The sequence below is a fragment of the Seongchinamella sediminis genome (assembly GCF_003457605.1).
Lineage (GTDB): Bacteria > Pseudomonadota > Gammaproteobacteria > Pseudomonadales > Halieaceae > Halioglobus > Halioglobus sediminis.
Genome location: NZ_QRAN01000011.1, coordinates 98,730 through 112,364 on the forward strand (window position 1 = coordinate 98,730; position 13,635 = coordinate 112,364).

General features: G+C 62.1%; 12 protein-coding genes. 3 read left to right on the forward strand and 9 right to left on the reverse strand.

What is annotated here, in order from left to right:
* The first annotated feature begins 78 nt into the window (after window positions 1-78).
* Together DWB85_RS11575 and DWB85_RS11580 are read left to right on the forward strand one after the other, a co-directional pair.
* Complete coding sequence (locus DWB85_RS11575) at window positions 79-684, forward strand: TetR/AcrR family transcriptional regulator (protein ID WP_117954723.1); 606 nt, start codon at window positions 79-81, stop codon at window positions 682-684.
* Window positions 666-1,433, forward strand: coding sequence for an NAD(P)-dependent oxidoreductase (locus tag DWB85_RS11580; protein WP_133300607.1), 768 nt, complete (start codon window positions 666-668; stop codon window positions 1,431-1,433). Before DWB85_RS11575 ends, DWB85_RS11580 begins: the two co-directional genes overlap by 19 nt.
* Here the strand turns inward: DWB85_RS11580 and DWB85_RS11585 are convergent.
* From DWB85_RS11585 to DWB85_RS11620, 8 genes are all read right to left on the reverse strand, one after another.
* Window positions 1,421-1,867 (reverse strand): VOC family protein, encoded by a 447-nt coding sequence (locus tag DWB85_RS11585; protein ID WP_117954728.1) that lies wholly within the window; start codon window positions 1,865-1,867, stop codon window positions 1,421-1,423. The genes DWB85_RS11580 and DWB85_RS11585 overlap by 13 nt on opposite strands.
* Before the next feature lie 2 nt (window positions 1,868-1,869).
* On the reverse strand, window positions 1,870-4,953 hold the full coding sequence (locus tag DWB85_RS11590) for an efflux RND transporter permease subunit (RefSeq protein ID WP_239017303.1): 3,084 nt from the start codon (window positions 4,951-4,953) through the stop codon (window positions 1,870-1,872).
* A 31-nt stretch (window positions 4,954-4,984) separates the two neighbouring features.
* Window positions 4,985-6,052: an efflux RND transporter periplasmic adaptor subunit gene (locus tag DWB85_RS11595; RefSeq protein WP_162846098.1), complete on the reverse strand. Its 1,068-nt coding sequence runs from the start codon at window positions 6,050-6,052 to the stop codon at window positions 4,985-4,987.
* Between the two features lie 100 nt (window positions 6,053-6,152).
* Window positions 6,153-6,824, reverse strand: coding sequence for a 3'-5' exonuclease (locus DWB85_RS11600; RefSeq protein WP_239017304.1), 672 nt, complete (start codon window positions 6,822-6,824; stop codon window positions 6,153-6,155).
* The gene (locus DWB85_RS11605) at window positions 6,821-8,713 is read right to left on the reverse strand and encodes a DUF294 nucleotidyltransferase-like domain-containing protein (RefSeq protein ID WP_162846099.1); all 1,893 of its coding nucleotides are present in this window, start codon (window positions 8,711-8,713) and stop codon (window positions 6,821-6,823) included. Before DWB85_RS11605 ends, DWB85_RS11600 begins: the two co-directional genes overlap by 4 nt.
* A gap of 17 nt (window positions 8,714-8,730) precedes the next feature.
* Window positions 8,731-9,198, reverse strand: coding sequence for a hypothetical protein (locus tag DWB85_RS11610; protein WP_117954738.1), 468 nt, complete (start codon window positions 9,196-9,198; stop codon window positions 8,731-8,733).
* A gap of 199 nt (window positions 9,199-9,397) precedes the next feature.
* On the reverse strand, window positions 9,398-11,134 hold the full coding sequence (locus DWB85_RS11615; RefSeq protein WP_117954740.1) for a sodium:solute symporter family protein: 1,737 nt from the start codon (window positions 11,132-11,134) through the stop codon (window positions 9,398-9,400).
* A gap of 12 nt (window positions 11,135-11,146) precedes the next feature.
* Window positions 11,147-11,416: a DUF4212 domain-containing protein gene (locus tag DWB85_RS11620; protein WP_117954742.1), complete on the reverse strand. Its 270-nt coding sequence runs from the start codon at window positions 11,414-11,416 to the stop codon at window positions 11,147-11,149.
* A gap of 267 nt (window positions 11,417-11,683) precedes the next feature.
* Between DWB85_RS11620 and DWB85_RS11625 the strand changes: the two genes are divergently transcribed.
* On the forward strand, window positions 11,684-12,784 hold the full coding sequence (locus DWB85_RS11625; protein WP_117954744.1) for a porin: 1,101 nt from the start codon (window positions 11,684-11,686) through the stop codon (window positions 12,782-12,784).
* Between the two features lie 92 nt (window positions 12,785-12,876).
* Here the strand turns inward: DWB85_RS11625 and DWB85_RS11630 are convergent, their stop codons facing one another.
* A complete protein-coding gene (locus DWB85_RS11630) occupies window positions 12,877-13,533 on the reverse strand; it encodes a DUF2057 domain-containing protein (protein WP_162846100.1) in 657 nt (218 codons plus the stop codon).
* Window positions 13,534-13,635 lie beyond the last annotated feature (102 nt).

Below are 13,635 nucleotides of genomic sequence, written 5' to 3' on the forward strand. Positions count from 1 at the left end.
TCTGGACAATGTCAAGTTTGGGCCGGCAATGTATCGCTCAATTTTGACACTGTCAAGATAGCTTGCTAGCTTATCGCCATGAGCGCAAAAACCACCTACCACCACGGTGACCTGCGGCAGACGCTGCTGGACGAGGCCGCCCTGCTGCTCCGTGAGGAGGGCGAGCAGGGCCTGTCCATGCGCCGCCTGGCGGCGAGGGCCGGGGTATCCCGCACCGCGCCCTACCATCACTTCAGGGACAAGCAGGATCTGCTCTGCGCCATTGCGGCCGAGGGTTTCAGCCGCTTCGTCGGGATCCTCACCATCGACGGCGCGGAGCTGTCGCGGGACCGGCTGGCACGCTTTATTCGCGACTACCTGCAGTTTGCGGTGGAGAATGCCGAATATTACGACCTGATGTTCGGCAGCCAGCTGTGGAAATCGCCCCACATCACCGCGGCCCTGCAGGCGGAAGCCCACGGCGCCTTTCGCTTTTATCTCAAGCAGGCGAGGTGCTGGCAGGACCAGGGCCTGGTCAACCCGGAACTGGATGCACTGCGCTATGCCCAGGTGACCTGGAGTACCCTGCACGGCCTCAGCCGCCTGCTGATCGACGGCATTTACCTGGAGCCGGAAGCGATGGATCCGGTCTGCGAACAGGCGGCGAGTATGTTCTGGCGGGAACTGTGCGCCCCGCCGCAATGAGACGCCTGGCGCGATTCAGCGCTGCCCTGTTATTGAGCCTGCTGCTGGCCGCCTGCGCCAGCCAGCAAAAGCTCCCACCGCAGCAAATCGCCGCCGCCATTGCGCCCGTCTCGCAGCCCACCACCATCGCCCTGCTGGGGGGCACCGGCATGGTCGGAGGCCACATATTGCAGCAGGCGCTGGCGCGCGGCTACCCGCTGCGCGTGCTGGCGCGTTCACCGGAGAAACTCGCCTACCTGGGTGAGCGGATTACCGTCGTTGCGGGAGACGCCAGGGATCCGGATGTCATCGCCGACCTGCTGGACAGCGCCGAGGTGGTTATCAGCGCCATCGGGCCCGGCAAACAGGCCCCCGCTGACCTCACCACCGCGGTCAGCCGCAATATTGTGACCGCCATGCGGGCACAGGGCATCAATCGCTACCTGGTGGTCTCCGGTGCTGGCGTGGTAACGCCAGACGACCGCCGAGACTTCATCGGCTGGAGCATCCGGCAACTGGCGCGGCTGCGTTACCCCACACTGCTGCGCGACCGGCAGCGGGAGTACGCCCTGCTCGCCGCAACAGACATCAACTGGACCATCGCCCGTTGCCCGCTGATTGAATCCGGCGCTGCCACTGCACCTGCAGGGGCCGCGCTGCGGACACCGGCAGGCTTTCGCTTGCAGGCCGGCGAACTGGCTGAATTCCTGCTGGACCAGCTGGCAGACCCCACCTGGTTCCAGCGCGCGCCGTTTGTCTACAGCGACTGACCCTGAGTGGCAAAGAGCCCGGCGTCGATATCGCGAAAGGCCTTGAATTCCAGGGCATTCCCCGAGGGATCGGCAAAAAACATCGTCCCCTGCTCGCCCGCCTGGCCCTTGAAACGGATATAGGGCTCGATAATAAACTGGCTGACAACAGTCCTGGCCCGCTCGGCAAATTCCCGCCAGGGCTCGAACTCCATGATCACACCGCAGTGGGGCACGGGCACGCCATGCCCGTCCACCGCGTTGGCAATGGACGCCACCGAGCCCCGGGGACCCAGGCGCGGATCCAGATGGGTCACGAACTGGTGCCCGAACATATTGAAGTCAACCCACTGTTCACTGCTGCGGCCTTCGGCGAAGCCCAGCCCGGCGCCATAGAACGCCCGGGCCTCCTCGATGTCGCGCACCGCAACGGCGATGTGAAATGGCGTCAGCACGGCTACTCCTCCCTGACAAACAGGCGCTTGATGTCGTGACCGACAAAATACAGGACCGGCACCAGCACCAGGGTGACGACGGTGGCGAACAGGACACCAAAGGCCACTGAAATCGCCATGGGTTTGACAAACTGGGCCTGGATCGCGGTCTCCAGCTGAATCGGGGCCAGGCCGATAAAGGTGGTGACGGAGGTCAGTACCACCGGCCTGAAGCGCCTCACCGCGCCGTTGACTACCGCCTGCTGCCAGGTTTCGCTGGCTTTCTCCAGGCGATGATTGATGTGGTCGACCAGCACCAGGCTGTCATTGACCACGATGCCAGTCAAACCGATCATCCCGATCATCGACAGAATACTCACATCACTGCCCAGGAGGAAGTGTCCCAGCACCGCGCCGGTGAGACCAAAGGGTATCACCGCCATGATAATGAGCGGCTGGCCATAGCTGCGCAGGGGTACGGCGAGCGCCGCGTATATCATCACCAGGATCGCCACAAATCCCAGCCCCAGGGAACTGGTGGACTCCGCCTGCTGTTCGGCCTGGCCGCCCAGCCGATGGCTGACCGCCGGGTAGCGGGCGAGAATCGGCGGCAGCACCTCACGCACGATCTGGCCGTTCACCTCACCCGGCTCCAGACGGGACTTGTCGAGGTCGGACAACACGTTCACCACCCGCTGGCGGTTGAAGCGGTTGATGACGCTCACCCCGGAGCGCTCCCGGGCGCTGCCCACCACATCGAAGGGCACCTTGCCCCTGCCCGGTACATCGATCCACAGGGAATGCAGGGCATCCAGCGACTGGCGCTGCTCTGCCGGGAGACGCACATAAACCCGCACCTCATGTCGACCGCGCTGTACCCGCTGCACCTCGGCACCGAAGAAGGCCTGGCGCACCTGCCGCGCCAGTTCGACCTGGCCCAGGCCAAGGGCCTCACCCTCCGCCGTCACCTGGATATCGAGCTCGGGGCCACCGGCATCAAAAGTGTCGCGAATGTCGGAGAGGCCATCAAAGCGGGTGAGCGCCAGCTTCAACTCCTGGGCCGCGCCCCGCAACTGCTGCAGATTGCTGCCGGACAGCTCCACGTCCACCGGCGACCCGCCGGGGCCGGCGTTGGCATCGACAATCAGCGACTGGATGCCGCTGAGTTCGCCCAGGGCCTCGCGCAGCCAGCCGGCCATCTTCACGGAGGATATCGTGCGCTGTTCGCTGGGCAGCAGGTCCAGCCACAACTCGGATTCGGTGTCGCTGGTGGACAGGGTCAGCATTTCCCGGATCACTCCCTGCTCGCTGCCGGTTTCCTCACGATAGCGCTCGTCCATGGCCCGGGCCGCCTGCTCGATCCGCAGCGCGTAATCATGGGTTTTTTGCCAGGCCGTTCCGTTGGGCATCTTCAGCTCAACCTGTATCGAGTCCGAAGGCACCGAAGGGAAGAAAACGAAACGGACGATACCGGCCGGGACCAGCGCCAGGCACAGCATCAGCCCGCCGAGGAAGATGGCCAGGCTGAGGTAGCGATATTCAACCGCCCGGGCCAGCAGGGGCTTGTATACTTCCTCGCTGAAGCGCAGCAGGCCTCCGGAACAGCGCTGCTGGAGGCTACTCAGGAAGCCCAGCGGCGTTCTGCGGGGCGGGCTGTGATCGATCCGGATATGGCGCAGGTGGGCCGGCAGGATCAACTTGGTTTCAATCAGCGAAAACAGCAGGCTGAGCACCACGACCGGGACAATCACCGACACCAGCCGGCCTATCCCCTCGGTCAGCAAGGCCGCGGGGGCGAAGGCAATCATCGTCGTCAATGCGCCGAAGATTGTCGCCACGGCCACCCTGCGCACGCCGCGGACGATGCTGTCTACTCCCTTGTGCTCGTCTTCCAGCTGGGCATAGGCGCTCTCGGCGGTGACAATACCGTCGTCCACCAGCATACCCAGGACCAGGATGAAGCCGAATACGGAAAAGATATTGATCGTGACCCCGAGGTTGAAAAGATCCAGCACCAGCAGGGCCCCGAGAAAGGAAAAGGGGACGCCAAGAATCACCCAGAACGCCAGCGAGGTGTTGAGGAACAGGGCCAGGAAAATCATCACCAGCACCGCCCCCTGGGCGGCGCTCTTGAGCATAAGGTTGATCCTCCCCTTGAGGATGACACTGCGGTCAGCCCAGGCAGTGATTTCCACCCCCGGCGGCAGCTCCGCCCGCTTGCGCTCGACGTAGGCCTTGAGCTGGTCGGTCATGGCCAGCACGTCCTGCTCCCCTACCCGGTCCACCACCAGGGTGACCGCTGGCTTGCCGTTAAGCCGGGCCAGTACCGGCTGGTCCTCGAATCCGTCGCGCACGGTAGCAACGTCCCGCAGCCGCAGTGAGGTGCCGTCACTGCGATTGACCAGGCTCAGCTCGGCAAATTCCGCAGCGGTGTAAGCCTGGCCCACCGACCGCAGGGTGATGGAACCATCACTGGTGCGCAGCTTACCGCCAGGCAGGTCCCGGGAGCGCAGCTGGATGGCGCTGACCACGTCGTCAAAACTGAGCCCGTAACGCTGCAGGGCGGTATCGGAGACTTCTATCGAAATCTCGTAGTCGCGCACCCCGCGGGTGGATACCTGGGTAATCCCGGGAATCATCAGCAGCTCGTCGCGCAGGGTGTCGGCCAGTTCTTTCAGCTGGAACTCGTTGAGATCGCCGTAGGCACTGACGTTCATGGTCCGGGTGCGGAACAACAACTCATCGACAATCGGCTCTTCCGCATTGGCCGGAAACGAGGATATCCCGTCTACCCGGGTCTTGATTTGCACCAGGGCGCGAGACATGGGTGTGCCGGCCTCCATCTGCACCGTCACCGTACCCGAGCCTTCGGTTGAAATGGATGAAATTTCCTTCACCCCCACCAGGTCCAGCAACTCTTCCTCAATGATACGGACAATGCCGGCTTCTACCTCTTCCGGCGAACTGCCCGGATAGGGCACGGTAATCGTCACCCGCTCGGTGGGGAAGGTGGGAAAAACTTCCTTGGTGAGGTCGGTGATCGCCGCCAGTCCGCCAATCATGACCACGATCATCAACAGATTCGCTGCGACCGGGTTGTTGGCCATCCATGCAATTGCGCCTTTTTCCTGCCCCATATCAGTCGAGCGCCCTGACCGACATACCCTCGACCATCAGGTCCAGCCGGGTGAGCACCAGTTGCTCACCGGGCCGCAGGCCGGAGACAATCACGCTGTCACCCTCACGGCGTAGCAGCGACACCGCGCGCCGTTGCAGCCGGCCATCTTCCAGTACATAAACGAAAGCGGACTGATGCAGGGCGGAGCGCGGCATTTTCACCGCATTCTGCACCGGCTTGCCGGCGAAGCTGGCTTCAACAAACAGGCCCATGGCGAGAACATGACTGTGCAGGGACGGGTTATAGGGCTCATCAACCTGGGCCACCAGAAAGAACACCCGGGTCTCCTCGTCGACCCGCCGCTCCAACCGGGCGAGACGGGCCTGCCAACTGTGTTGTACATTGCCAAAGGTGGCAGACAGGGTGAGCTGGGGCCAGCTGCCGTCATCGCGCTGGCCGTAGTCGACGAAGGGCACATCCGCTGCCAGCAGCGGCAGGCGAACCTCCGCCATATCGGTACTGAGCAACTTCATCAGCGAGCTGCCCGCGGTAATGTACTGGCCGATGTCCACCCGCTTGATATCCACCACCGCGTTGAACGGCGCCCTGATTCCGGTATTGGCCAGGTCGACCTGTGCCTGTCGCAGCCGGTCACGGGCGGCGGCAACCCCCGCCTCCGCTTCCGCTATTGCCGCTTTCTTGACCAGCGCCCTGACCTCGGCGAGAGCCAGCTCGGCACTGGCCAGGGAGGCCTCGGCGGCGGAGACCGCCACTTCGTAATCAATGGGATCGATGCGCAGCAGCAACTGGCCTTTGCTGACCTCCTCGCCCTGCAGGAAGCCCGGATCTACCCAGACCACGCGGCCGGAAACCTCGCTGACCAGCTCTATACTGCGCCGGGGCGTCACCAGGCCGCGGGATTCGATGCTGACTGCGACAGCGCCGGGCTGCACGGTCACCACCTCCACCAGCGGTGCCACCTCGTTACTTTGCCGCCGGGGCAGCTCCGGCCGGGAGGAGATCATCGCCACCGACAGGGCGGCGGCTATCGCCAGCACCAAAAGCGGCAGCACTACAGTTTTCAACAACCGGGACATAAGCACCTGTGCAGGTTCAAACAACTTGGGGATGACTATGTTACGCAAGAACGGCCCGCTTGGGTGACAGCGGGGCGCACATTCCTCCGTTTTAGAGCAACTGGCCCAGCGATAGTTCCTTGCCTGCGGCTCGATGCGTGGCCATCGCCAGCAATAGTTCGGCGGTGGCCAGGGCATCCACCAGGGCGTTGTGCCCGTGGAAATGCGGCAGGTTATAGCGCTCCCTGCAGGCCTGCAAACGCAGGACGCCGGGCTTGAGGGACTGGCCCCGGCGCCGCAACAGCGTCTCTTCCTGCAGCAGCGTATCGACCACCGGCATCAGTATGGGGGCGTGAAAATAGCGGCGGCAGATCTTGTTGAGAAAGGCCAGGTCCAGCGCCGCGTTGTGAAACACCAGTACCTTGCCCGCGGCGACCTCGAGAAAATGGGACAGCACCTGTTCCCGCTCGTGGGCGTCAACCAGGTCATGGTCACGCAGGTTGTGGATGGTGGCGCTCTGGCCCACCGAACTCTCCGCCCGGATCAGGTGATGTTCAGCGCTGGCCAGGGAGATGGCACCCCGCTCGACAACGACCCAGCCGACGCTGAGTAATTCACCGACGCTTACGTCCAGTGACGACATTTCCCCGTCCACCACCAGGAAAGACACTTCCCGCCAGTCGCTCGAAGTGGACGGCAAGGGCGCCTGCCAGCAGGCCCGCAGCGCTGTGCCGGACACCCGCTTGCGGTAGGGAAGCCGGCGCAGCTGCAGCCGCCACATCATCCCATTCCCGCCCGGTAGGTCTGGCGGATTGATGCTTGTGCTTCGTCAATGATGGTAAAGGCATCGCGCAATTGCTCCTTGGCCATTTTCGGCAGATCCCTGGGGTTGAGGAAGTTGGACACTGTCTCGCCTTTGACGATTTGTTCGCACTGGTGCTTGATGCGCAACTGCTGGATAAAATGCAGGGCATCGGCGAGGTTGCGGCTGCCAGCGATTGTCAGGTGCCGGTCGGCCGCCAGCGCCTTCAGGCGCTCGTCGGTGTTCACCGCGCTTATTTTGTGGGCCAGGGCGTGCAGGCGAACAATTTCGGTTACCGGCAGTACGCCCCGCTTCTTCAGGTCCAGCTCAGAGCGATGTTCACCGTCCCGGTCGACCACAAAACGGCGAAAAATGCCCAGCGGCGGCTTGCTGTCCAGGGCATTGGCTGCCAGCGCGGCAAGGAAAATGGAATTGCGCGAGGCCTGCTCCAGCATGGTGTGCTGCAGCGCCTTGGCGAGTTTGCAGTCGCCGTAAATACAGCGGATATCAAAGAAGATACTGACCCGCATCACCGCGTCCGGGGTCGGCGCACGAGCCCACTTGCGCACGGTTTCCTGCCAGGTCGCCAGCGGCTGGCGCCATTCCGCGGTTTTCGCCATGATGCCGCCGGGGCAGTACACATACCCCACCTCATCGAGACCATCACAGACAAAGTCGGCGAGCTGCGCAAACCAGGGCAGTTGCTCTGCAGTCACCGCGTCAGCGATAACCAGCCCGTTGTCCTGATCCGCACCAAGGAGCTGCTCGGCGCGCGCCTGGGAACCAAAACCTGTCCAGCACCAGGGCACCGGGGCCGGCCCCAGTCGCTCTTCAGCCAGCTGAATCAGGCGCACCGTAATAGCGTCGGAGATGGCGGTCAGCACCTGGCTGACCTGCTGTGCGCGCATGCCGGCATTCACCCACTGCACCATCAGGTTGGCCATGCCCGACACCAGTTCCTTGATGCTCTGCACATCATGTTGGCGGGAAATATGCTGGACCAGGTAAACCGGGTCGTCCTGCTTGGCGAGAATCAGGTCAGAGGTAGTGACAATGCCACAGGTCGCGCCGTTGATTTTGACCGGCAGGTGATGAAAGCGCCGCTGGGTCATCAGCAGGGTAGTGGCAAAGATGGTTTCCGAGCCCTCCACCCACTCGATATCCGGGGTCATGATCTCGCTCACCGGGGTCGCGGAGGGCAGGCCGGTGGCAACAAAACGAACCCGTAAATCCCGGTCGGTCACAATGCCCAGCAGCTGCTCGTTCTCTACGACAAAGGCGGAGGACACCCGGCGCCCCGCCATCGCCTGGGCCACCGACTGCACACTGTCAGCGGGCTGCACCGTCAGCAGATCGGTGCTCATGACCGTGCGCACCTCCTGCATCATGATATTGGGTTCAGGCTGGTAGCGCGCGGCACGACGCAGGCGACGATTGCGCTGGCCGGAAAAATAGCGGTCGAAATGCCGGTCCTGGTCCCGCAGGGAGCGGTACACCTCGTCGGGAATGAAATAGATCAACGCGTCTTCGATGACGGTGGCGATCACCTCGCCCCGCTCGGCATTCAGTCCGGCGATGTGGAAGTTTTCGCCCTCGCCGAGGCGGTCGAGCAATTTATTGTCACTGTCCCTGAGTTCCACCGCACCGCTGCGCAGGATGCGCAAACCGCTGGCTTCCGTATTGGCATCGAAGCTCTCTCCTTTGCAATGGTACTGAACCAGGACTTTGGCGATCACCGGGTGCAAGACTTCCGGCGCCAGTTCATTGAATGGCAGCGTCTGGCCGATGAATTCGGCAATGGTAACCAGTTCGGGGGTATCCAGCCCGGGATATTGCCCGCGGTGGCCGTCAGCGCCGGTCGCTGGGGACATGTCGGAATTCATCTGTCTCAATCATCTCCGGGCTGTAAAAAAGCCGTGGACGCGTCGGCGAAGTAGCTGCTGCCCCCCGCCCGGGCCACCAGACGGATACGATCTGCCGGCGCCGGCACCTCCGCCAGCACAATGCGCCAGGCCAGCCCCTGGCCATCACTGGCCCGCATGGCCGCGGGCGTGGCATCAGCCCCGCCTTCCACAACCGCCAGCACCGCACCCTCCAGCGGGTGGGAGGAACTCAACAGGAACTCAGGGCCGGTCACGCCCTGCTGCAGGGTCAGGCGCAGCCTGAAGTCCTCGTTCTCGAGGTCACAGGCGCCACTGCGGTAGCGGCAGTTACTCTGCTCCACCAGCGGGTAGGACTGCCCCGGTTTGGCGGCTTGCGGTTGCTCACCCAGGAACTGGCCAACGGCGAACCAGGCCAGTACGGACAGAATGGGCGCCACAATCATGGCGATAATCACGTGTTTGTTCTTGAACATATGCCTGGGTTACTCCCGGGTCTGCCATGGCAGCGCTGCCACCCCTGTAGCGAAACGGTTGTCGGCCGGCGTCTCCGGCCGTCTGACTGTTGCACAATCTGCACGCAGCGAAAAGACCGCAAAATACAGATTGGGCAAAAGTCACAACGAAAAAGGAGGCGCCGCATGACGGCACCTCCTGCATAACAAGCTGGATGGTTCAGTGGCCAGTGGCCTCTCCTGATCCCACCGGTACCCGGATGTGCTCAACCATTTCCTGCACATGCTCAGGCGGTTCAGCTGTCACCTTGGACACCGCGAAGGCCACCGCAAAGTTCACCACCGCACCCACGCAGCCGAAGGCGTTGGGCTCGATACCCATGAACCAGTTGTCGCCACCGGGCTGGACCCAGGCCGTTCCGGGGATGAACATGATGCCCTTGTGCTGGAACACGTAGTAAAGGGTAACGCCGATACCGGCTACCATGCCCGCAATCGCGCCCTCCTTGGTCACACCCTTGGAGAAGATACCCATCATCAGTGCCGGGAAGATCGAGGAAGCGGCCAGGCCGAAGGCCAGTGCCACCGTACCCGCGGCGAATCCCGGTGGATTCAGCCCCAGGTAACCGGCGCCCAGAATCGCCACCGCCATGGCGATACGGCTCGCCATAAGCTCGCTCTTCTCCGAAATGTTGGGCGTGAAAATGCCCTTCATCAGGTCATGGGAAATGGCCGAGGATATCGCCAACAGCAGGCCGGCCGCAGTGGACAGCGCTGCCGCCAGGCCGCCCGCTGCCACCAGGGCAATCACCCAGTTGGGGAGCTTGGCGATTTCGGGGTTGGCCAGCACCATGATGTCGTTGTCGATCTTGACCATCTCGTTGATGTCTTTATCCGCCGAGTACTGGATACGGCCGTCACCGTTCTTGTCCTCGAAGGCCAGCAGACCGGTAGTCTCCCAGTTTTTGAACCACTGGGGACGTTCCTCGATCGCCAGGTATTCACCGGGTGAGGGTTCCAGAGTCTGCATCAGGTTCAGGCGAGCCATGCCAGCCACCGCAGGGGCAGTGGTGTAGAGGATGGCGATGAACACCAGTGCCCACCCCGCTGAGGAGCGGGCGTCCTTCACCTTGGGTACGGTAAAGAAGCGGATGATCACGTGCGGCAGGCCCGCAGTACCGATCATCAGCGACAGGGTGTAGGCGAACATGTTGATGCCGCTCAGGCGCACATTCGTGGTGTACTCCTTGAAGCCCAGGTCAGTGACCACCATATCCAGCTTGTCCAGCAGGTAGATGTCCGTACCGATCAGTTTGCTACCCAGGCCCAGCTGGGGCAGCGGGTTGCCGGTCAACTGCAGGCTGATGAAGATAGCCGGAATGGTGTAGGCCAGGATCAGCACGCAGTACTGGGCAATCTGGGTGTAGGTAATACCCTTCATGCCGCCGAGCACCGCATAGAAGAACACGATGGTCATGCCCACGTAGAGACCGGTGTCGTAATCCACTTCCAGGAAGCGGGAGAAGGCTACGCCCACCCCTTTCATCTGGCCGATCACGTAGGTCACCGAACAGATGATGAGACAGATCACCGCCACCGCGCGCGCCGATTTTGAGTAGAAGCGGTCACCGATAAACTCGGGCACGGTGAACTTGCCGTACTTGCGCAGGTAGGGCGCCAGCAACATGGCGAGAATCACATAACCACCGGTCCATCCCATCAGGAACACCGAACCGCCGTAGCCGCCGTAGCTGAGGGCGATCAAGCCTGCCATGGAAATGAAGGATGCCGCTGACATCCAGTCAGCCGCCGTTGCCATGCCGTTCTGTACCGGGTGAATACCGCCGCCAGCCACGTAGAAATCCTTGGTGGATCCCGCTCGGGCCCAGATGGCGATGCCGATGTAGAGGGCGAAGGTCAGGCCCACTACGATATACGTTAATGTTTGCAGATCCATGTTCAGAGCTCCCTATTCGTCTTCTTCGACGCCGAACTCACGGTCCAGGTCGCCCATTTTTTTGGCGTAGTAAAAAATCAACACCACGAAAACATAGATGGAGCCCTGCTGGGCAAACCAGAAGCCGAGCTTGTAGCCGCCTATCTGGATCTGGTTGAGCACATCCACGAGGATAATGCCGAAGCCATAGCTGACGACGAACCAGATCACCAGCAACTTGACCATCAGGGACAAGTTGCGGCGCCAGTAAGCCTTCGCCTGCTCTGCGTTTAGTGGGGACATTACACACCTCCTTCAGGTGTTGTTATCGATTATTGCCACCGGGATGGTACTCCCGGCCGCCTGTTCTTACCCTTAGACCTTGGTCTATCCAGACCACGGACGACTTACCCGCTTATAGTCACACTTCGCTTGCCCGCGGATAAATTAGACCTTGGTCTACGGGCTGCAGCGCCTTCCGACCAAGGTCCCATCGACCAAAGTCCAATTGGTTTTGGACTGAAATCGGCGGACTCTGTCGCAGTCAATCGACCACACACGGAGAACGTTATGTCTCACATAAAAATTAAAGCTCTCACCGCCGCTGTCGCACTCTGTGCCGCACCGCAGGCATTCTCAGGCTACACATTCGACCTCGGCGACGGTAACCAGCTCACCTTCGGCGGCTACATCAAGGCCGACGTCCGCTATGTAGACGGTGATGTCGGCTACCAGGACTACTGGCGCGGCAACAACCCGGGCTTTGCTGACACCTCAAAAACCCACTTCAACGTGAAAGAGACACGCTTCAACACCAAGTACACCCACGGTGATGTGACCGCGTTTATCGAGATGGACTTCTACGGCGGCGACGGCAATGAGGTGGCCACCAACGGCACCAACCCCCGCCTGCGCCACGCCTTCATCGACTACAAGGGATGGCGCGCGGGCCAGTTCTGGTCAACCTTCACCCCACTGAAGGCATTCCCTGACGCCCTGGATTTCGGTGGCCCGATTGTCGGTGAGGTGTTCATCCGCCAGCCGATGATTCGCTACTCTACCGGCGGGTTCAGCATCGCCGTGGAAAACCCGGAAACCTGGGGCGGCGACACCCCCACCGGCGTTAACTCCAACGGCGGCGGCTCTACCGGCATCGATAACGACGAGGACATTCCGGACCTGATCGCCACCTACGCCTTCAAGGGCGACTGGGGTGAAGTCCAGGCGGGGGTGCTCGCGCGCAAACTGGAGCAGGGTGGTGTCGACGAGACGGCGATCGCCGGTAACGTTGGCGGGCGGATCAATATCGGCAAGGACGATATTCGCTTCCAGGTCAACGTCGGTGAATCCGGCCGCTACGTCGGTGCGGGCATGGTCAACGACATCGTCCTTGACCCGGTAACGGGTGACAAGGAAGTCGAAGACACCACGGCCTTCACCATCGCCTACCGCCACCTGTGGAGCGACAAATGGCGCAGCACCCTGTACTACGGTGAAGCGACCACCGATGTGCTTGAACTCGATCGCTCCCACTGGGGTGTCAACCTCATCCGCCAGCTGACTCCCGCGCTGTCAGTAGGCGGCGAGCTGGGCCAGTTCTCGGTCGATGATGACCTCGGCGAAACCGGCGACTCCAACTACTTCCAGGTGTCCTTCAAGTTCGGCATCTAACGCGCTGCAAGCGCGAGGGGCTGGCCCGGCGGGCCAGCCCCTTTTTTGTGTTGCTGTCTCTTCCGGCGCGGATAAACCGGTACCGGCCGCTGTTACAGCTGGTCGATCGCCCAGCCCAGGAATTCCTTGCGGGTTTGCTGGTCAGCCCGTTGCCACCACAGCTGCAGCATCTCCGCCGGGGAGGCCCCTGAAGTTTCTATCGGCGCCGGGGCTGCCGCGGGGGCGTTGCCGGACACCGCTTCGGCCACGTCCGCCGACGCGGAGGGGGCCGGCGCGACTGGCACTGCCGACGCTACCTGCTCGCTGCCATACAGCTTGGCGGCGAAATCACGCCTTACCTCTGTCCGGGTCAGGGTGAACTGCGCCCTGCTGCCGTCCTCGCGGGTGATCACTACCTCCGGCGTACGGGCGAATTCCTGCGGATCCCTGACCGGCTCGCCTCCCGCCGGCGCCAGTGTGTAGGCGGCGTCATCGGACGCGTCCAGGGTGACAATAAACGCTGCTGACTTGACCGACTCCATGGTGTCGTTGAAGTCGGATTCCATCATGTCCGCATAGCGCAGCGCGATCTCGTGGTGACCTGCATCAAACTGCAGCTCGTCCTGGTGAAAGACCAGGCTGCGCTCGATCATCTGGCCATTGAGGGCAATGAATTCAAAAGACAGGGGAATGGTGAGGCTGGCGGCAGCCAGTGGCGATGACGCCAGGGCAGTGCCCAGCGCCACGGCCGCAGAAAGCGATGTTTTCATTATTCGGTCCTTTCGACAGAGGGGTGCCGACATAATGTAACCTGCCGGCCGGAAAATTATTAGACATTAGTCCAGTCCACGCCCATTTCCCGACTAAAGTCT